Source organism: Paenibacillus sp. RUD330, assembly GCF_002243345.2.
In the GTDB taxonomy this organism is placed as follows: Bacteria; Bacillota; Bacilli; order Paenibacillales; family Paenibacillaceae; genus Paenibacillus_O.
Genome location: NZ_CP022655.2, coordinates 484,251 through 504,176, shown reverse-complemented (window position 1 = coordinate 504,176; position 19,926 = coordinate 484,251). Strand labels below are relative to the sequence as shown.

Annotated in this window: 13 protein-coding genes; 3 read left to right on the top strand and 10 right to left on the bottom strand. The window is 63.6% G+C overall.

Annotation, left to right across the window (positions count from 1 at the left end):
- Nucleotides 1–73: 73 nt before the first annotated feature.
- Nucleotides 74–493, bottom strand: a complete 420-nt coding sequence (locus CIC07_RS02250) for a hypothetical protein (RefSeq protein WP_327205407.1) — start codon at nucleotides 491–493, stop codon at nucleotides 74–76.
- 219 nt (nucleotides 494–712) lie between these two features.
- Here CIC07_RS02250 and CIC07_RS02245 point away from each other — a divergent pair, with 219 nt between their 5' ends.
- Nucleotides 713–1,309, top strand: coding sequence for a TetR/AcrR family transcriptional regulator (locus tag CIC07_RS02245; RefSeq protein ID WP_076358966.1), 597 nt, complete (start codon nucleotides 713–715; stop codon nucleotides 1,307–1,309).
- Nucleotides 1,310–1,357: 48 nt separating this feature from the next.
- On the opposite strand, the gene CIC07_RS02240 is transcribed toward CIC07_RS02245, so the two are convergent.
- The 7 genes from CIC07_RS02240 to CIC07_RS02210 all read right to left on the bottom strand — a co-directional run bounded on the left by CIC07_RS02240 (nucleotide 1,358) and on the right by CIC07_RS02210 (nucleotide 12,744).
- Nucleotides 1,358–2,503, bottom strand: a complete 1,146-nt coding sequence (locus tag CIC07_RS02240) for a hypothetical protein (RefSeq protein WP_076358967.1) — start codon at nucleotides 2,501–2,503, stop codon at nucleotides 1,358–1,360.
- Between the two features lie 275 nt (nucleotides 2,504–2,778).
- Nucleotides 2,779–3,606: a cupin domain-containing protein gene (locus CIC07_RS02235; RefSeq protein WP_076358968.1), complete on the bottom strand. Its 828-nt coding sequence runs from the start codon at nucleotides 3,604–3,606 to the stop codon at nucleotides 2,779–2,781.
- Between the two features lie 187 nt (nucleotides 3,607–3,793).
- On the bottom strand, nucleotides 3,794–9,166 hold the full coding sequence (locus CIC07_RS02230) for a hemoblobin-interacting domain-containing protein (RefSeq protein ID WP_165895286.1): 5,373 nt from the start codon (nucleotides 9,164–9,166) through the stop codon (nucleotides 3,794–3,796).
- A 165-nt stretch (nucleotides 9,167–9,331) separates the two neighbouring features.
- Nucleotides 9,332–9,934, bottom strand: a complete 603-nt coding sequence (locus CIC07_RS02225) for a response regulator transcription factor (RefSeq protein ID WP_076358970.1) — start codon at nucleotides 9,932–9,934, stop codon at nucleotides 9,332–9,334.
- Nucleotides 9,931–11,064, bottom strand: coding sequence for a sensor histidine kinase (locus tag CIC07_RS02220; RefSeq protein WP_076358971.1), 1,134 nt, complete (start codon nucleotides 11,062–11,064; stop codon nucleotides 9,931–9,933). The genes CIC07_RS02225 and CIC07_RS02220 overlap by 4 nt, the downstream gene beginning before the upstream one ends.
- Nucleotide 11,065: 1 nt before the next feature.
- Complete coding sequence (locus CIC07_RS02215; protein ID WP_076358972.1) at nucleotides 11,066–11,809, bottom strand: ABC transporter permease; 744 nt, start codon at nucleotides 11,807–11,809, stop codon at nucleotides 11,066–11,068.
- Between the two features lie 38 nt (nucleotides 11,810–11,847).
- A complete protein-coding gene (locus CIC07_RS02210) occupies nucleotides 11,848–12,744 on the bottom strand; it encodes an ABC transporter ATP-binding protein (protein WP_076358973.1) in 897 nt (298 codons plus the stop codon).
- Nucleotides 12,745–13,072: 328 nt separating this feature from the next.
- Between CIC07_RS02210 and CIC07_RS02205 the strand changes: the two genes are divergently transcribed.
- Nucleotides 13,073–14,317 carry an MFS transporter gene (locus CIC07_RS02205; RefSeq protein ID WP_076358974.1) on the top strand — a complete coding sequence of 415 codons (1,245 nt, stop codon included), beginning with the start codon at nucleotides 13,073–13,075 and terminating at the stop codon, nucleotides 14,315–14,317.
- Nucleotides 14,318–14,485: 168 nt separating this feature from the next.
- Here the strand turns inward: CIC07_RS02205 and CIC07_RS02200 are convergent, their stop codons facing one another.
- The gene (locus CIC07_RS02200; protein WP_076358975.1) at nucleotides 14,486–15,553 is read right to left on the bottom strand and encodes a branched-chain amino acid aminotransferase; all 1,068 of its coding nucleotides are present in this window, start codon (nucleotides 15,551–15,553) and stop codon (nucleotides 14,486–14,488) included.
- A gap of 197 nt (nucleotides 15,554–15,750) precedes the next feature.
- Between CIC07_RS02200 and CIC07_RS02195 the strand changes: the two genes are divergently transcribed.
- Nucleotides 15,751–16,665, top strand: coding sequence for a LysR family transcriptional regulator (locus CIC07_RS02195; RefSeq protein WP_076358976.1), 915 nt, complete (start codon nucleotides 15,751–15,753; stop codon nucleotides 16,663–16,665).
- A 136-nt stretch (nucleotides 16,666–16,801) separates the two neighbouring features.
- Here CIC07_RS02195 and CIC07_RS02190 read toward each other — a convergent pair whose 3' ends face one another.
- Nucleotides 16,802–19,873 carry an S-layer homology domain-containing protein gene (locus tag CIC07_RS02190; RefSeq protein WP_076358977.1) on the bottom strand — a complete coding sequence of 1,024 codons (3,072 nt, stop codon included), beginning with the start codon at nucleotides 19,871–19,873 and terminating at the stop codon, nucleotides 16,802–16,804.
- Between the last annotated feature and the right edge of the window lie 53 nt (nucleotides 19,874–19,926).

The window sequence follows — 19,926 nt, the reverse complement described above, 5'->3', positions numbered from 1 at the left end:
TTCTCCCATTCGTCTGCGCCTCTCGCGTGCCTTCTCCAATTGAAAAAAGGCCCCCGATGGGGCCTCTGCCGCCTCAGGAAGCCTTGGTCTGCGCCTTCGGCTTGCGCGGCCAAAGGGTATAGCTGAAGCTGACGGCGAAATCGATCGCCAGCACGAGGCTCCACATCCGGAGCACCCCGATCAGGGCATCGGTCTGCGCGGAGCTTCCGGCAAGAGCCGTCATGCCGAGCAGAATCCCGCCCCCAATTCCATAAGCGAGAAGATGGCGGAGCCATCCCTTGCGCTGCCGAGCGGCGTGCGCGCCGCCATGCCGGGGCGGCTTGACGGGAGCCGGCCCCCCTGAGAAGCGGTGATGAAACTGAGCGTCGGCCCAAGCGATCATGGAATGTCCGAAGGCGATGGACACGCCGATATAGATGGCCGCGATGCCATGGGCGGCCGTCGCGGCTGCTCCCGAGCGGATGTCCCACAGCGCCGCCGCCAGCAGCAGCACGTCGATCAGAGGCGTTGCGATCAGCAGCGCAGAGCCGAGCTTTTTCAGCCTCAGCAGGTAGCGGCAGGCCAGACCGGCGACAACGAATACCCAAAAGCCGATTTCGCAGGCGATGATGAAAGCGACCAGAAGAACACCCCTTTTTAATACAATTGTATTAATTCACAACAGCATAATAGCACAGTTGTATTACAAAAAACAACCATGCTAAAATGAGGTATGCCAAAACAAGTCGACCATTCCGAACGGCGCCGAACAATTGCCGAGGCTTGCTGGGCCGTTATCCGCGAGAGCGGCATCGAGAACGCTTCGGTGCGCAAGGTCGCGGATGCCGCCGGCCTGTCGCTCGGCTCCCTGCGCCATTACTTCACTACCCAGGCGGAACTCATCGCCTTCTCCATGCGCCTCGTCTCCGAGCGGGTCACAGCGCGGATGGCCTCCCTTCCGCTCAGCGGGGATACCCGGTCCGATATTCTTCTTATCGCTTCCCAGCTGCTTCCTCTGGACGAGGAGCGCCGCATCGAAGGGGAGGTCTGGCTCGCCCTGTCCGCCAAGGCTCTGGCCGATCCGGAACTGCTCGCCCTCTTCAGGGAAGTCCACGGGGAGCTTCTGCATGCCTTTCGCAAGCTGACCGCCTGCTGGCTAGGGGAGAACCCGGCTGCCGGACTCACTCCGGAAGCCGAACGGGAAGCCAGGCGCTTTCATGCGCTGGTGGACGGACTTGCCGTACACTCCCTGCTGAACCCCGGCAGCTCCGAGCCTGCCTTGCTGCTGGAGCTTGTCGGCCTGCATTTGGACCGGCTGCGGTCATCGTGACCGCGGAAGGGATGCGCGGCTCATGCGGACATGGCGGCCGCCCCCTCATCAAGCCGCATCCTCCTTCCTCCTGCGCCTTCTTATCCGTCTTCCTGCCGCGATCGCGGCGGCAAGCTGGAACGCCGCATTCGCCCCGTACACAAACGGGAGCAGAATGATCTGGAACGGATACCCGCCCATATCGGCGATCGATCCGATGACGAGAGCGGTCCAAAAGGCGGCTCCGAGCCAGGCGATCCACAGCCGCCGCAGCCTGCCGGCCAGCATGGCGGTCAGGACGCCCCCGACGCCCGCAATCAGGAGAACGAGCAGGTTGTATTCCGGCTGCCGGTTAAGCGGAAGCAGCAGCCGATGCCCGGAAGCATGCGAGAACACCCACTCCTCCTCCGGAAGCCCGCTTAGCAAGGCCCGGTACAAGCCAGGGCCTTCTTTGTTCATGGGGATATTGGAGCTGAGCCGCGAGCTGCGGTCCGCAAGCCGGACCTCCAGCTCGACCTTCGGCCTGCCGGCCCAGTAGGAGGCCGGAGACAAGAAATACAGATGGGACCCGACCCGGTTGACGACAGCCGACTCCTCCCAGCCTCCCGGGTCCCGGTAGGAAAGGAGGACCCGCTTCGTCTCGCCGGCCCGGAATTCCAGCGGAAAGCGGCTTCCGCCGACCCCGTGATTGCTGGAGCGGGTAGCAAGAGGCTTGCCGGAGAACGGCTCCATGATCGCCGGCCTGACCGTCGGCCGACCGATCAAGCCTTTGAGCGAATCTGCCGACGCCGGCGTGACAGGGACTTGAGCTCCCCCGTTCTCCGCCACTCGCAGCCCTTCCATCCCATCCCCGTCGGGGTACAGGAACAGCACCTCGACCCGCTGCGGCTCCTTGCCGCCGTTATGCAGCTCGTAATCGACCGTCACCTCCGGAAATGGACCGCTGGGAACCGAAACTTCCTTCGGAATGAAGTAGGAAACCTTTTCCCGGATAAGAAGTATGCTCTCCGAATGCTCCAGACGCATCGGTCCGAAGCCTTCCGCCGGCTCGTAGACCGGCCCGCCGTTGGCGAGCGCCGCCCCGCAAGGACTGGACATGACGGCCAGCAAAGCAAGCACCGGCAGGATGGCCAGCCGGAGAAGGCTCCGGCAAGCGTTGCCGTTCCCACCTCCTTTTTCCTTTCCTCCTCCTATGCCTGTTCCTTTCCAGCTCAAGAGACCGCCCCCTCCCTGATATTTACTAGTCTATCAGATCGGCTTGGACCGGTCTTCGCCAAAAAAACCCCCGAGCCGCAGGGCTCAGGGAGCAAGAGAGGTTCTGCCGACGGGCAGTTGCCGGAGATGCCGGGCATGCAGAGGAATTGAGCCGGTTGCGGCCGATAAGCGCTTCAGGACTGCCGGCAGCCTCAAGGGACAGGCGCTGAGGGCTGCCTATTCCGCAAGAAATCCAGGCGCTTCAGGGCTGCCTATTCCGCAAAGAATCGCGCGCTTCAGGGCTGCCGGTACCCGTAAGGAGCGTAGGGATGCGCCGGATACGGCTGGCCGGGAGGCTGTTGCGCCTGCGGATAGCCGCCCCCCTGATAAGGGCCGGCATGGTAAGGCGAAGCCGGGTACGGCGCATAAGGGAACGGCGGCGTCCGATAAACGTACGGCTGCTGCTGGGCATACGCAGCGGCCTGCGCCTGATAAGGCTCCGATATCGGCGGCGAGCCGTAGCCTTGATAAGGGCTCGGCTCAGGCTCATCCGCATACGGCGCCTCGAAATCGCCGTCGGCGCGGGTTTTGCCGCAGCTGTCGAGCGGTCCGATGCCGACCGTTTTCGCAATCGGCGCCACGGCTTCCTTCCACTTGGCTTCGTCGAGGCAATACGTATCGGCCATAACTTTCGGCGGAGTCAGCCGCAAAATGTCCGAGCCCAAAATGACCTCCGGCATCGGAGCGTCGAAAATCGCCACGACATGCGTATTGTCCTCGGTCGCCTGCTCGTAGTGCCACCACCCCTGAGGCACGTTGGCCACCTGGCCGGGCGTGATCGGAATGTTGTACAGCTTGTTCGTGAACGGATTGATGAACGAGACGGTGATCTTGCCGGAGACGCAGTATACCAGCTCGGTCGCGTTCTGATGATAGTGCGGCTCGACATAATGGCCCTTGCTCATGAAAATATCGAGGATCGAGGCGTTGCCGAGCGTATTCAGCTGCTTGTAGCCGAGAATGTTGATGTAGTTTTTGCTGTTGGTGAAAAACGCGTTGCTTTTATTCACGTCGAAGAAAAACTGCAGATCGGGCGAAGTGTAGTCCATATAGGAAATGGCCATGCGCATCTTCCCTTCTGTCCGGATGTCTGAAAGCTGTGATAGTAGAACATATGGACGCCGCCTTTCCAACATGACTAAAACCTATAGCGGAGCAGGCGGCGCGCCCGCTGGAAACGCACGGGGACAGGCAAGGAAAAAAGACCGGCGCATGCACGGAATTCCGCGCTGCGCCGGCCTTTCCTTTTCCCTAGGAAGCCGGATTGCCGAACACTTCGAGCTCCCATAGCGAGTAGCCGTACTGCGTTCCCCGAAGCAGGCCGAGCACCCGGATATGACGGGCCTGGACGCCGCTCAAAGCGATCCTCTCGATCCCGCCGCCTCCCGCCGGCTGCACGTAAGCGTCACTCCAGTCTCCGTCGCCGGGCGATTCGGCGGAGGAGATTTGGAGCTTGTAGCTTTTCGCGAAGGCTCCTTCCCAGTGCAGGACAGCCTCGTCCAGCCGGTACAAGCCGCCGAGGTCGACGGCGATCCACTGGGGATCCGCGGATTCGGTTTCCCAGCGGGTGCCGGAATCCCCGTCCACGGCGTTGGCCGCGGCCTGCTTGGCGGTGGATGCCGATGCCGTCTTGCCTGCGGCAACATTCGGAGCCGAAGAAGCGGCCTGGATGACAATGGCCGCCGGAGCATGCCCCGCCGCTTCGACCGTCAGCCGGTACGAGCCGGCTTGCGGAAAGAGCGAAGCCGCCAGCGTCAGCTTGCCCGGCTCCAGCGTCCAGGCGTCCGCCGGTACGGGAGCGCCGTTCAGCACGAGGGCGGATACCGCCTGCCTCCAAGCCGCATCATCCGCGAAAGCGAGCGTCACGGCTTGGCCGGCCTGGCTGCTTCCCTGGACCGCAAGCGCCGGAGCGTCGCCGATCTCCCGCACCGCGATATCGTCCAGCCATACCGTGTGGCGGCTGGCCGGAGTCGCGGCGTCGCCGTCGATTACATTGCCCAGCAGGAATTTCAGCGGCGTGGCGATATCCGCCCCGGGCTTGACCACCGTCCGGTAGACGGTCTTGTCGTCGCCGGAGATCCGGAATACGGACGGCGTCAACGTTTTGCCCGGATCCCATTCCACCGCGATCGGCCGGTCCGCATCGGACCAGGCGCGGAAGGTCAGCTCGTAGCTCCGGCCGGCCTTAAGCTGCAGGTTTTCCTGAAGGAGCTGGGCCGACCAGCTGACGGGCACCTTCCACTCGGGATGAATCCCGCCGTTGTTGAGGATGACGGCTTGGGCCGTGCCCTGCTGGATCGAGAACTCGGAATCGCCCCCGTCTCCCTTCCAGTAAATCCAGCCCGCATCCTGCGCGCTGAACGACCCGTTGGCCAGCAGATTGCCGTCCGCTTCCTTGACCGGCTGCTGCACGGCCGCATCTCCATAACCGTCCGCCTTGACCGTCACGGCAGCCGTCCCGCCTTCCGTCACCGCTCCGGGCAGCAGCCTCAGCACGCCCGGCAGCAGCTCGTACAGGCTTGCGTCCAGCAAGCGTCCGTTCACGGCAACTCCCGCAGCCGCCGCACGCCAAGCCGCATCATCGGCGAAGGTCAGCTCCAGCATAGTTCCTGCCGTATTGCCGGTCTGGTCGGCGATGAGCAGCGGCGGCCGCTTGACAGGAGCATTCGCGACTTCCAGCACGACATTGTCGATCCATACCTGATGGGAGCCCGCCGGCGTTCCCGGCAGCTTGCCGAGCTGGAATTTCAGCGCCAGGCTTTCCTTCTCCGGCATCTTCACGTCATAGCTGAAATGCTGCCATTCCGTCGAAAGAGCCAGCGTGCCGGAATCGAAACGCCGCGTATAGGCTCCGTTCTCCAGCGTCGCCAGCATGCCGCGCGCTTCGCTTGCGCGGGCATCGAATTCGAGGCGGTAGGTCAGACCTTTGGCGAAGCTCATGCCCCCCTGGTTGAGCATGACGCTCCAGGCTTCCGAGCCGGCATTCGCAATATCGATCTTCGCCGCTCCGCCATCCATAGCGAAGGAAGCCTGCGCTCCTTGCTGGAACGGCTCCCAGCCATCTAAGCCGGCGTCAAAGCCTCCGTTCTTCAGCGGGAACAGATCCACTCCGCTGTAATCGACGTTGCGGTTGGAGGTGCGCACCAGACGCACCGAATCCAGCAGGATGTCGCCCTCCCCGGCTTCCGCCAGAAAGCGGAGCTTGCCGTGCGCATCCGTAACTCCTGCAGGCATCGTGAAGGAAAGCTTGTAATCATCCATTCCGATCCCGAGCTCGAATGCATGCGAGCCGAAGACGGCGGAGCCGTCGCCGCTGCCTATCGATGCGGTCACGGAGCGTCCCGCGGCAGAAGCGCGGGCGCGGAAGGTCAGCTCGTAATCGTCGCTCTGCAGCAGGTTGAGGCCGCTCTGCTCCAGCGAAATCGGCGTCCCTTCGGATCCATGCATTCTCGCCTCGCGAGCTGCCGCGTCAACCGAGACGGAGCCGGCAGGAGCGGCCGTCCAATAGCCGAGCCGGTCCATCGTGCCGAGATCGAAGCCTCCGTTGTAGACGTGGTTGCCGTCCGCCAGAGGTTCCTTGGCGGCGGAAGGATCGGCGACGCTGTCGATCTCCTCCAGCTTGACGCCTCCGATCCATACCGCGTTCGCGTTCAAGCCCGCATTGAACTCCAGCCTGGCGGCAGGATCCGTATCGCCGTTCATAAGGAAGCGGTACTCGAAATGCTGCAGGCCCGTTCCGAGAGCGGGCGAGAACTGGTCCGTATAGACGGCCCATCCGTTGTCCTCGTCTCCGCCCATCTTCACGGCGATCGTCCGGTCCGCCGCCGCCTTGGCGTCGAAGCTGAGCTTGTAGGCGTGGCCCTTGACCAAGGTCGCGTACTGGATCAGCTGCAGGGCGTAGTTTTGCACGCCTCCGGAGGAGATGGCGATTTTCGCCATTTTCCTGCCGTCCACCGTATCGATCGAAGCGCTGCCCGCTCCGCCGTAATCCGGCGTATGCAGGAAGTTCCAGTACAGAGGATCGAGCGCCGTCCCCGAGGCCGCGATGTCCTTGAGGCCATGCTCGTACGTCTCGTCGTAGATCCAGCTGCCGTCCACCGGGAGCTTGGCGTCCGCCGGCACCGGCTCGCGCTCGGCCACCGGCTCCTGCGGCGTGCGGTAAGGCCGGCCTTCCATCTCGTAAGCGCGGACATAGTCGACTTCCATGCGGGCCGGAAGCGCCGAGTCGTCCGGCAGGCGGTTGCCGTCGTAGTTGCCGCCGACCGCCATGTTCAGGATGATATAGAACGGCTGGTCGAACGGCGCCGGGAATGCGTATTTGTCCGGCTGTCCCGCTCCTTGGCTGTCCCAGCGGCTCTGGGTCTGGTAGACCTTGCCGTCCACGTACCAGCGGATTTCGCCGGGCTCCCACTCCACGCCGTACGTGTGGAAGCCGGTGATGTCCTCCCCTTCCGGGAAGGTGTACGTCTTGCCGGTGTATCGATTGTTAGGCGAAGGCTTCCCGTAATGCAGCGTCCCTCCGACCTCGTCCAGCAGGCGGCCGCGCGCCTCCATGATGTCGATCTCTCCCGAGGCGGCCCAAGTGCCGTATACGCTGTCCTTCGGCATGAGCCAGAAGGCGGGCCACAGCCCTTGGCCGGCCGGCAGCTTCATGCGGGCCTCGAACTTGCCGTAGGCCTGGCTGAAGGTCGGCGACGTCCAGAGACGGCCCGAAGTATACGGCTTTCCGTTCACGCTTTCCTTGCGCGCTTCGATGACGAGGCTGCCGTTCTCCACCTTCAAGTTCTCCTTGCGGTAAAACTGCTGCTCGTTGTTCCCCCAGTCGGAAACGCCGTAATCCGAGCCGTTGCCAAGCTGGTATCCCCACTTGGACAGGTCGACTCCGTTCGTGTCCGGCTGCGCGGCGTTTCCATTGAATTCGTCCGACCAGCTCAGCATCCACTCCCCGACCTGCTGCCGGACCTGCACATTCCTGTAACCCTTCGCTTCCACGTTCACGGTGTATATGCCCTTGCCCGGGAACGCTCCTGCGCTGATTTCCAGCAAGCCTGGCGAATCCGCCTTATAGCTTCCTGCATTCAGGTAGAATCCGTTCACGCTCACGGCCGTAATGGCGGCTCTCCACAGGCTGTCCTCCTCAAAAGAGATTGCCATGGCTCGGCCGGCCGTGTTGTCGTCGCCGTCGGGCTGCAGCACGGGCGGAGCCTTGAGCTCCGTTCCCGGCGTCGGCGTTGCGCTCGGCGTCGGCGTTGCGCTCGGCGTCGGCGTTGCGCTCGGCGTCGGCGTCGCGCTCGGCGTCGGCGTTGCGCTCGGCGTCGGCGTTGCGCTCGGCGTCGGCGTTGCGCTCGGCGTCGGCGTTGCGCTCGGCGTCGGCGTTGCGCTCGGCGTCGGCGTTGCGCTCGGCGTCGGCGTTGGCGTTGCGCTCGGCGCCGGCGTCGCGGTCGGCGCCGGCGTGCCCGCCCACGGCGCCGGCGACGCGCTTGGCGACGCTGTCGCGCCCGTGCCGCCGGGAGCGCCGACGACGCCCGCTTCCACGCCGACCGGCCGGCCCTGCTGCAACGCGCTGCCGTTCAGGACGGCGCCTCCCGCCTTGGCCGTCAGGCGTCCGATCGAGCCTTGCACGTCCAGCGACGTGCTGCCGGCATGCTCGCCGAGCTCGACCTCGTCCGCTGTGGAGCCGCTGCCGATCTCGACTGCCGCCGGGCTGTCGACCGACAGCCTGCCGGTCCGGCTGCCGTCCTCAAGCACGACGCGCACCGGCGAGCCCGCCTTGTCGATCACGACAGAGCCGGCGCTCGAATGCTTGAAATGAATGCTGTTGACGCCCCCGCCCTGAACGAGGACCCGTCCTTCCACCGTGACTCCCTCCAGAGTGACATCGCCCTCGCCGACGCCGGGAGCGATGTAGAGGTCGCCCTTGATGCGCGAGTTCTCAAGGACCGTATTTCCGGCCCGGATCAGCATATTGCCCGCCGAGCCGTTCGATTGCCTGCCGTCCTTCAGCACCATCGCAGGAGCCAGCCGGTCCAGCAGCGTGACGGCCTCGGAGCGAGTGATCGGCCGCTGCGGCTTCAGGCTGCCGTCATCGTATCCCTTCAAATACCCTCCGGCAAGCAGCGCCTCGAGGGCTGGCTTGGCATAGGCCGCAGCGCCGGCTCCGTCCGAGAAGCCGTTCAGGCCGCTGCCTGTTCCGAGCGGCAGCCTGAACAGCTTGGCCGCCATGGCCGCGGCCTCCTGGCGCGTCACCGCGGCCGATGGACGGAAGCTTCCGTCCGGGAAGCCCTGTGCGACGCCTGCTTTCCCGATTGCCCGCACAGCCTGCGAGTACCAGGAGGCTGCCGCCACATCGCTGTACGGCTTGTCCGGCTCCGAGCCGTCATCGGCCAGACCGAACAGCCTTGCCATCAGCTGGGCAAGCTCCGCGCGCGTAACCGCCGCATCCGGCTTGAACGCTCCGCCCGGATAACCGCTGGCCAGACCGAGCGCCGCCCATCTTTCCATGACCGGGCTGCTGCAACCTGCTTGTGTTTCCTTGGCGGCCGGAGCCGCTCCGTAGACCGGAACGGCTCCGCCGGCGATCAGCAGCGCACCGAGCAGCGCCGCAACGGGTTTTGCTTTTCCCAATGATTTCCCCTCCTGATTGGTACCGCTTTCATAACGGAATCCTCCTAATAATAGCGAATGAGAAGGATGGATAATATCCCCATAATTTCGGATGGGGTTACTGAAATTCGGTTAACCCTCTATCCCCGAGACCATTCGGACACATTCGGACGCAAAAAAGAACGGCTAGTCCAGCCAGCCGTTCTTTTCCGCGATCGCGCAGGCGTCGATCCGGTTCCGGGCGTCCAGCTTCTGGATCGCCTCCGACAAGTAATTGCGCACTGTGCCCGCCGACAGGAACAGCCTCCCGGCGATGTCCCCGGCCGACAGCCCTTCTCCGGCGAGCTTCAGGATTTCCCGTTCCCGCTCGTTCAGCGGATTTTCCGCCTCCCAGAACGAGAGCGCGAGCTCCGGGCTCACCGCGCGGCCTCCGGCATGGACGGTGCGCAGCGCCGCCGCCAGCTCGCTGACGGGCGAATCCTTCAGCAGGAAGCCGCGAGCGCCGGCCTTCATGGCCCGCTGGAAGTACCCCGACCGCGAGAACGTCGTGAGGATGACGACCTTGCAGGGATGCCTGCTCTCCTTCAGCTTCTCCGCCACATCCAGTCCCGTCAGGAGCGGCATCTCGATGTCCAGCACGCACAGATCCGGATTGACGGACTGGATCAGCTCCCATGCCAGCAAGCCGTCCGCCGCCTGCCCCGCCACTTCGATATCGTCTTCCATGCCGAGCAGAGCCGCCATCGCGCCTCTCAGCATGCCCTGATCCTCCGCCAGCACAACCTTCATCTCTTCACGGCTCCTTTCGATACGAGCGGCACCGCCAGCACCAGCTCCGTCCCTTTGCCCGGAACGGAGCTTACCGCCAGGCTGCCCTCGATCAGCTTCAGCCTTTCCTTCATGCTCCCCAGCCCGCTGCCCGTGCCGGGTCCGTCCGCCGGGCATTCCGCCATGCCTCTGCCATTGTCCCGGATGGACAGCTCCATCCGGTCCGGAACGGCCGACCAGCGCACCTCAAGCCGAGAAGCCTTGCTATGCTTGACCGCGTTCGTGACCGCCTCCCGCAGGCACATGCCGAGAATATTGTCCGCAAGCGCAGGCACGGTCCCCTCGGGCGGCATGCTCCCTGTGTTCAGCGCGATGCCCGCAGCCTCCAGAATCTGCCGCGCATGGAGCAGCTCATCCCGGAGCGTCGCGCCGTTCATCCCCGACACCAGCTCTCGCACCTGCTTCAAGGCCGCCCGCGAGGCGGCTTGAATATCGCGGGCTTCCTGCTCGGCGCGCGTCGGATCTCCCCGCACGAGCCGCTCGGCCAGCTCGCCCTTCAGCGTAATGAGGGACAGGGTATGGCCCAGCGTATCGTGCAGGTCTCTCGAGATGCGCTGCCTCTCTTCGTTTTTGGACAAGCGGGCGATCTCCTCCTCGGCCAGGGTCAATCGTTCCCGCAGCTCGCGCGATCTCATCCCTATCCGGATGCCGAGCGGCATGACGAGCATGATGATCAGCGCAGGAACGAGCTGCAGCAGGTCTCCGCCTTGGATATCGTCTCTCTGCAGCCATACCGTGACAGCGAACAGGAGCGCCATGCCGGACAAGCCGGCCGCCGCCTGCCGCCCCGACCTCAGAAAGCCGATGATCGGGGACGGGAAAAACGCCATGTACAAAAAGTTGACGCTGAACCTCGCGCTGAAATAAGCGATGATCGCCTGCTGCAGCAAAATGCCCGCGAGACGATGCTTCGGCTTGAGGAAGCTGTAGACATACACGGCGCTGAACGCGCCGAGCAGCCCGAACGAAGCCGCCCGTTCCCCGGCCGGCAGCTGCAGGATGCTGGCGACCGGGAAGGTCAGGTAGACGAGCCAGACGAGGGGGAAATAAATAGGCGGACCCGAGCGGGGCCGCCTGCCTTTTTTGGCCATCCTACACCGCTTCCTGTTTTTTCATGATATAAGCGGATACTACCATAAACAAAATCATATAAACAGCCAGCACCCCGATCCCGCTCCAATCGACCGGCTGCCCGCCGATGAGCGCCCACGGCCCTTGGCCCATCCGGTACGTCGGCGTGAACTTGGCGATCGTCTGCATGAACTGCGGCATCGTGGCGGTCGGCATCCATAAGCCTCCGACGATCGAGAGGGACATATAGAGAATCGTCGCCAGCACCTGCACGACGTCGCTGTTCCTCATCGTGCCGAGCAGCATGCCGAGCGCCATGAAGGCGAACCCGCCTATCCAGATCCATAGGCCCGCCTCGATCCAGACGGATGCCGGCAGATCGATCGACTTGCTCAAGCCGCCCGTCAGGAACAGGACGAGAATGAGCCCGATATTGATGACGCCTTGAGCGGCTGCCTTGGATAGGACGTAGGCGCCGGAAGGCAGCGGAGTCATGCGGAGCAGCCGGATCCAGCCCTGGGCGCGTTCCTTGGACACCCGCTGGGAGAAGGTGACCAGACTCGCCCCGACTACGCCGTAGGAGGTCATCGACATCAGGTAATACGCCGCCCAGTTGTGGATTCCGCCCCCGTCCATCGTGCCGGTGAAGATGAAGAAGAAAGCCGCCGGCATCAAAATCGAGAAAAAGACGAAGCGGCGGTTGCGGATCGTGCGGAGCATTTCGGCGCGGCACTGCGCCCATGTCGCTCTATAGGTTGGGTTCATCGGGAATCTCTCCTTGGTATTGAGGTTTCGCAGCCGTGTCACTGGGCTTTCTTCAGCAGGTTCTGGAAAGCCTCGTCGAGGCCTCCGCTCTGGATTTCGATATCCCGCATCGGCAGCTTCCTCTCCAGCAGGACGCCGATCAGCCGGTCCGTGTCGGCGCTGTACAGCTTCACCCGGCTGCCCTTCCAGTCGATATCCGCGATGCCGGGAACGGCGAGCAGCATGTCTCGCGTCAGCGTCTCTCCGGCCGTGAACGAAATGCAGCGGCCCGTCGCGGAGGCTTTGATGCTGCTCGGCGTGCCGTCGGCGATCAGCCTGCCCTGGCTGATGACCGCCACCCGATCGGCGATCTGATCCGCCTCCTCCAGGTAATGGGTCGTCATCAGGATGGTCTTGCCCCTGCCCGCCATCGCCCGGACGGTATCCCAGAACAGAGCGCGCGCCGTGACGTCCATGCCGACCGTCGGCTCGTCGAGGAACAGCACCTCGGGGTCTCCCGCCGCAGCCAGCGCGAAGCCCAGCCTCCGCTGCTGCCCTCCCGACAGCGCTGTCGCCAGCTTGCCCCGCTCCGCGCCGAGGCCGGCGATCGCCAGCAGCCGCTCCAGCGGGAGCGGCTGGCTGTAGTAGCTGCGGAACAGGTCGATCGTCTCTCCGACCTTGAGGTAATCGATGACGCTCGTGTCCTGCAGCATCGCTCCGATCCGGCTTCGCACCGCCCGCTCGCGGGGATCTCCGCCGAGCAGCTTCACCGTGCCGCTCGTCGGCTTCATCAAGCCGAGAATCATCGAGACCGTTGTCGTCTTGCCGGCTCCGTTCGGTCCGAGCAGCGCCGTCACGCTTCCTTTCCCGATCTTCAGGCTGAGGCGGTCGACGGCTTTTTTATCCTTGAATTGCTTCGTCACGTTATCGATCTGGATGGCAGGCTCATGGTCCATTTCGTTTCCACTCCCGTTCGGCCTCGTTCGGCCGTGCTCGACTTCCTGCTTTCAGCTTAAGGGAAGCGGGAACGGACTTGAATTCAAACGTATCATCTGTTTCGCATGACAGTTGTCATGCGCCAGGCAAGGGGCATCCATTCGCGAGGCCGGCCTCGCGGGGCCATGCCGGCACGCCTCCTTGCTTCCGTCCGTTCATTTTCCGGAAAATTCAATTAAAAGAAAACTTGACCTGAATTAGAAGCCGAATACACATACAATGGATGCGGAGGTCCTTCAAGCCTGCCCTGGCCTCGAATTTTCTTCATCCCAAAAGGTGGTTGATACCATGAGCATTCCATCCGCGGCGGAGTCTCCTCCGAGCCTTTTCCGCAACCGTTTCCTGCAGACGATCCTGCTCTCGAGCATGCTTCTGCAGATCGGAATCTGGGTGCGGAACTTCGCGATCCTCCTCTATGTCGCCGAGAAAACGAACAACGATCCGTACGCCATATCGCTTATCAGCGTAGCCGAATTCGCCCCCATATTCGTCTTCTCGTTCATCGGCGGAACGTTCGCCGACCGCTGGTTGCCCAAACGGACCATGGTCTGGTGCGACCTGCTGTCCGCCGTATCCGTGTTCGTCGTCCTGCTGGCCATCCATTTCGGCTCTTGGGAGGCGGTATACCTCGTCGCCTTCATCTCCGCCATTCTGTCGCAGTTCTCCCAGCCGTCCGGCATGAGGCTGTTCAAGCAGCATGTTCCGGAGACGCAGATGCAGCAGGGCATGGCTCTGTTCCAATCTCTGCAGGCGACGTTCATGGTGCTCGGCCCCATGCTCGGCACGTTCGTCTACAGCCGCTTCGGCCTGGAGACGTCGGTCGCCGTCATGGGCATCGCCTTCCTGCTCTCCGCGCTCGTCCTCGTCCGGCTGCCCAAGGATATCCCGCAGCCGCGTGCGGCTGCGGCGAAGGGGCAGTTCTTCCGGGAGCTGGCGGAAGGGTTCCGGTACGTCTGGCAGAGCCAGGTGCTCCGCATGCTGGGCCTGGCTTTCATCCTGGCCGGACTCGCAGTCGGCATCGCCCAGGCGCTCAACCTGTTCATCGTGACGGAGCGGCTCGGCCGGGACAAGGAATTCCTCCAATACCTCCTCATGGTGAGCGGCGTTGCCATGCTGATCGGAGGCGGAATCGTGGCGACGTTCGCCAAGCGCGTCTCTCCCCAGCTGCTGCTGGCGACCGGCATGCTCGTCGGAGCCGTATGCACGGTCATCGTCGGCTTCTCGACGAGCGTGACGCTCACCCTCGTCACCCAGTTCGTCAACGGACTCGTGTTCCCGTGCATCCACATCGGCATCAGCACGATGATCCTGAAATGGTCGCATCCGTCGATCGTGGGCCGGGTGAACGGCGTGCTGAATCCGATGTTCATCGGCATGATGGTCATTTCCATGTCCGTCGCCGGGGTGCTCAAGAGCGCATTCCCGCTCGTAGCCATCTATAGCGGATCCGGGCTGCTGTTCCTGCTCGGAGCGATGGTCATGATGCCGATTCTGAATCATCGAGCTCCCGAACAGGCGCAGGCCGCCTCCTAGAGGTTCGAGGATTGCCGAAAAGCCGCCCCCAAGGGGACGGCTTTTTTTCGCGACTTCTCCACTATTCCATCGGCGCAACGAAAAAGCCCCCGGACGCCTCTTCGCCTGAAGAGTGTCCAAGGGGCTTCCCTGTGTCTCCGATAACGAGACCTCGTTGTCCGTTCTCTTTTACAGCTCCATCGTCCAGCCGAACGGATCTTCCTTCTCGCCGCGCTGCAGTCCGGTGACCTCGTCGTACAGACGCTGGGACAGTTCGCCCGTCTTGCCGCCGTTGACCGGCATCGCCTCGCCCTGCCAGTACAGCTCGCCGATCGGCGAGATGACGGCCGCGGTGCCCGTGCCGAACGCTTCCTTCAGCGTGCCGTCATGGTAGGCGTCCGCGACTTCCTGCATGGAGAGCTGGCGCTCCTCCACGTCGCAGCCCCAGTGCTTCAGCATCGTAATGACGGAGTCGCGCGTGATGCCGTGCAGGATGCTGCCGTTCAGCGCCGGCGTCACGACCTTGTCGCCGATGACGAAGAACACGTTCATGCTGCCGACTTCCTCGATGTATTTGCGGTGCACGCCGTCGAGCCAGAGCACCTGCGAGTAGCCCTTGGCCGTCGCTTCCTCCTGCGCCTGCAGGCCGGCCGCGTAGTTGCCCGCCGTCTTGGCTTCGCCGACGCCGCCAGGCACCGCGCGGACGTAGCTGGATTCCACGTAGATGGAGACGGGATTCACACCCTCTGCGTAGTAAGCGCCGACCGGAGAGAGGATGATCATGAACTTGTACTGATGGGAAGGAGCGACGCCCAGCGTCGGCTGCGTCGCGATGACGAACGGACGCACGTACAGGGAGGTCCCTTCCTCGGAGGGCACCCAGTCGCGCTCGGCCTGGATCAGCTGGCGCAGCGCCTCCAGCACGAGCTCCTCGTCGAGCTGCGGAATGCTGAGGCGGGCGTTGGACAGGTTCATCCGCTTGATGTTGCTGCGGGGACGGAACAGCAGGACGCGGCCGTCAGCGGTCAGGTACGCCTTGAGCCCTTCGAAGATCGTCTGGCCGTAGTGGAACACCTTGGCCGCCGGATCCAGCGAGATCGGCTGGTACGGAACGATGCGGCCGTCATGCCAGCCCTGCCCTTTGTCATAGTCCAGAATAAACATATGGTCCGTGAAGCGGGTGCCGAACACCGAGCCCTGAAGCGATTCCTTCGTTCTCGGGGAAGCCGTGCGCTCATGCTTGAAATCGTATGCCATTACTCTTAACTTCCTCTCTCCGGGAGTCTGCCCGCCGGGGGCGTCCCGTTCATTCTTCTACTAGTCATCCTACCACTTGATCCCCTATAGTTAAAGGATCGGTTTCATTCAGCTTCCCATACCTTCCAGGTATGGATGCCGCTGAGCGCCCGCTCGCGGCCTTTCTTCCATTGTTCCCCAAATAGGAGGATTTCGATATGGATATGCGCCAGCTGAATTATTTCGCGACGATCGCCCGGGAAGGCCAGATTACGCGGGCCGCCCGCGCGCTGCATATGGAGCAGCCGCCGCTCAGCCGCCAGCTCAGGCAGATGGAGGAGGAGCTCGGCGTCAGGCTGTTCGACCGCACCGGCCGCAGCCTGAGGCTCACCGCCGCCGGCAAGCTGCTGCTCGAAAGGGCGGAGCGGCTCATGCGGGAATTCTCCGATGCGCTCCAGCAGGTGCGCGGGCAAGGGGAAGGCATCCGCGGCGTGCTGTCCGTCGGAGCCGTCGTATCCTGCATCTCCCTGCTGCCGGAGCCGATCCGGCAGTTCCATGCCCGCTATCCCGAGGTGACGTTCAAGGTTCATGAAGGCGACCACTTCTCGCTCGGACAGGAGCTCGACGCGGGAGAGATCGAGCTGATCGTCACCCGGCTGCCGTTCGAGTTCGACGCCGAGCCGGCCGCTTATCAGACCGCCTATCTGCCATCCGATCCGTTCGCCGCCATTTTGCCGTCCGGCTGGCCGCTCGCCCGTCCCGGCCCCATTACGCTCGCGGAGCTCGCCGAGCATCCCTTTCTCACCTTGAAGACCGAGCGGACGACCGCCATGCACGAGAAGCTGCTGCAGGAATTCCGCCGCGCAGGCTGCGAGCCGCATATCCTGTGCGAATGCTCCAGCGTCGCCGTCATTCTGGCCCTTGTCTCGGAAGGCATCGGAGCGACCGTCCTGCCGCGCTCCGTGCTGTCCTCGTTCCAGATGTCCGGCATCGAGCTGCGCGAGCTCGACGGCGAGAGCTTCCACTCCGAGGTCGGCATCGTCTGGCGGCGGGACCGCTACCTGTCCAAGAGCTCCGAGCGTTTCATCGAGACGCTGCTGAACGGAACGCAGGACGCGGCGGACAGCGGCTGACGCCTCCCTCTCTCTACCCTGCCATGCTCACCCCTCTCATCGATAGAAAAAAAACGCAAGCGCGGGATCAGCAGCTGATCGCCTCGCTTGCGTTTTTTCATTTATACTGCTGCCCGGAGGCAGAGCTCCTGCTTGCTCACGCCGCCTGCTGGTCAGCCAGCTTCACCAGCAGCGCCGCGGCTTGGGCGCGCGACACCGGCTCCGCCGGAGCGAACCGGCTGCCGCCTACGCCGCCCATCAGTCCGGCTTGCTGCAGAGCAGCGACCGAAGGGCGGGCCCAGACCGGAATGCCGGCCAGATCTTGATAGCTCGGCTTGTCGCCGGCGACCGTCTTGAGGCCGGCCGCCTTGGCTGCGATGACGGCAAGCTCCGCGCGGCTGATGTGACGATCCGGACGGAAGCTGCCGTCCTCGTAACCGCCGATCCAGCCGGAGGCTGCGGCTCCGGCGACAGCGCCGCGCGCCCAGACCGGGATGCTCGCCGCATCCTTGAAGGAGGACTGGCTGCCGGATTCCGGCTGCTTCATCGCCCGCGAGAGCAGCACGGCAAGCTCCGCGCGGCTGACCGAGCGGTCGGGACGGAAGCTGCCGTCCTCATAACCTTGAGCGATGCCGAGCTCCATCGCCCGGGCGATGCTGGCATAGGCCCAGTGGGCCGCCGGAACGTCCTTCGCCGGTGCAGGAGCCGGCATCATGCTCGGCGCCGGGGTCGGCGTCGGGCTTGCGGTCGGCGCTGCGCTTGGCGTCGGCGTCGGGCTTGCGCTCGGACTTGCGCTCGGCGACGGACTTGCGCTCGGGGTCCAGACCGGACCCGTGGTCGGCGTCGGCGTCGGGCTCGGCGACGGGCTTGCGCTCGGCGACGGGCTTGCGCTCGGCGACGGGCTTGCGCTCGGCGTCGGGCTTGCGCTTGGGCTCGCCGACGGGCTTGGGCTCGGCGTCGGGCTTTCGCTCGGCGACGGGCTTGCGCTCGGCTGAACGGCTACATTCGGCTTCACCGTAACCGCAGCCGAGTTGCCGCGACCGCCGGTCGTACGAATCGCCAGCTCATATTCGCCTTTTGGATCCGCATTTTCCAGTACATAGACATAACTCGACTTGCCGGATTCATGGCTCACCGTTGCGTTCCAGTTCGCGCCAAGCGCGTCCTTCTGCTCATAGATCCGGTAAGCTGCGGGAGCCGCGCCGGCCGGAGCCGTCCATTCCAGCTGCAGCTTGCCGTCGGCATTGACGGACCACTCCGCATGCTGCACCGGAGCGGGAGCGGCGTCCGTGCGCTTGATTCCATAGGCATCGTACGCATCCGTGCCGCCTGCCTCCGTCGTCGTGTATGCCTGGAAGCTGATTTCATCGTCCGTCACCTTCACGCCGGTGAACATTTCCTTGCCAGGCTGGTCATATTTTGCGGCATAAGGGAACGTCGTTCCCGTTTTCACGTTGTAGCGCTTGTCGCCTGCCGCGTTCGTGATGAGGTAGAGCGTGCCCTTCGGATCGACGACCTGGCCGCCCGCATCCGGCACGATGTCGGTCTGAGGCACGTTGTTCAGCATTTGATAGCTGCGCGCATACGTATGGTCATGGCCGCCGAGCACGAGATCGACGCCCATCTCGTCGAACGCCTTCGTCAGATCCTGGCGGAAGCTCAGGACATCGGAGTCGCTGGAGTGGTTGGCCACCGAATACATCGATTTGTGGAGCAGGACGATCTTCCATTTCTTGTCCGTGCGGGCCGCTTCGCTCTTCAGCCATTGCACCTGATTGCGGTAGATCTGCTTCTGCTCCTCGGTGCTGCTGACGAGCGAATATTCCGTATTGACAACCATGAAGTGTGCCGGGCCGTAGTCGAAGGCATACACGGAGCCGTCCGGCTTGGCGCCCGTCTGCGACACGTTCGGAAGATTGAAATGCTGCGCGTAGTCATTGTAGTTCTTGGATTCATGGTTGCCGACGAGCGGCACCAGCGGCCGGCTCATCAGCAGCTCCTTGGGCTTGTTGAAGAACCAGCTCCACTGCTCCTCGAGATCCCCGTTGTCGACCAGATCGCCCGTATTGGCGATGAAGGCCGATTGCGGGAAGCGCGCGATTCCTTCCTGAAGCGTATGCGCCCAGGTGGCGAAGTCCGCCTCCGTCGTTCCCTGCGAATCCGTCGTGTAGAGGAATGTGAAGCCTTCCGGCTGCGCCGCTTCCGTACGGAAGGAGCCTGCCGGGCTCCAATGGCCGTCCTCGCCGTCGCCGACGCGATAGACATAGTCCGTGCCCGGCTTCAGGCCGGCGGCCTTCGCCTTATGGCTGATGTACGCCGTCTTTTTGGCAGCGGTCTTGTCCGCCTTGGTCTGGAACGTCTCGATCCGCTCCGAAGTCCCCTCGAACGTCGCCGCCTTGTCCGCCGGGAACTCCGCTGCTGAGCCAACGGCGGCCTTCTCCGCGACCTGCAGCTTCGTGCCGGCGTAGTTCTCATACGTGTACCAGGCTACGCCCAGCTCTGTGCGCGGATCGCCGTTGAACGTCAGCGCGACCGACTGGGGCAGCGGCGACTTGGACGGCTCGACCGGCGGCTGCGCCGGCGTCTTGTACGCCGTCAGCTCCATGTCGAAGTACAGGTCCGAGCTGCTCTTGCTCTGCTGATGCACCTCGACGGCGATCTGATTCGCGCCTTCCTTGACGACGCCCGCAAGCTTGTCCGTCAGATCGACGTCATAGAAGAACAGCGGTGCCGCCTTGCCCTCCACCGACAGCGTCGTGTAGCTGATCGGCCCCTCCGGCATATTGTAGCGGGCGATTTCCTCACCGTTGACATAGAGCACCATGCCGTCGTCGACGCCGAAGCTGCCGACGAACCGCTTGTAGTCCGCCGCTCCGCTGACTTGAATCGTTTTGCGGAAATAGGTCGTCAAGTATTTGTTGCTGCTGTTGCCGCCGTATCCGATCGTCGTCGCGATGCCGCCGAACTTCGACGTTGCCGTCTCGGCGCGCACGGGATACCCGAGCGGCGCGGCGCCGCTGGTCCAGGCCGTATCGTCGTACACGTTCCTCCAGACGCTTCCTTGATCGGAAGGAGTCTCCAGATACTTCCAGGCACTGTTTCCTTCCACGAGCTTGACCGGCGTTTCCTCGACCGCCGCCTGCGCTTCCCGGGCGGCCGGCAGCGCGATGCCTGCCGCCAGCGCGGCGGACAGCATGAAGCCGACGCCTTTCCGTAACCATGGTTTCATTTCCCACACCTGCCTAATCGATATAAGTGCACTTTGGCAAGCGTATCGGCCGA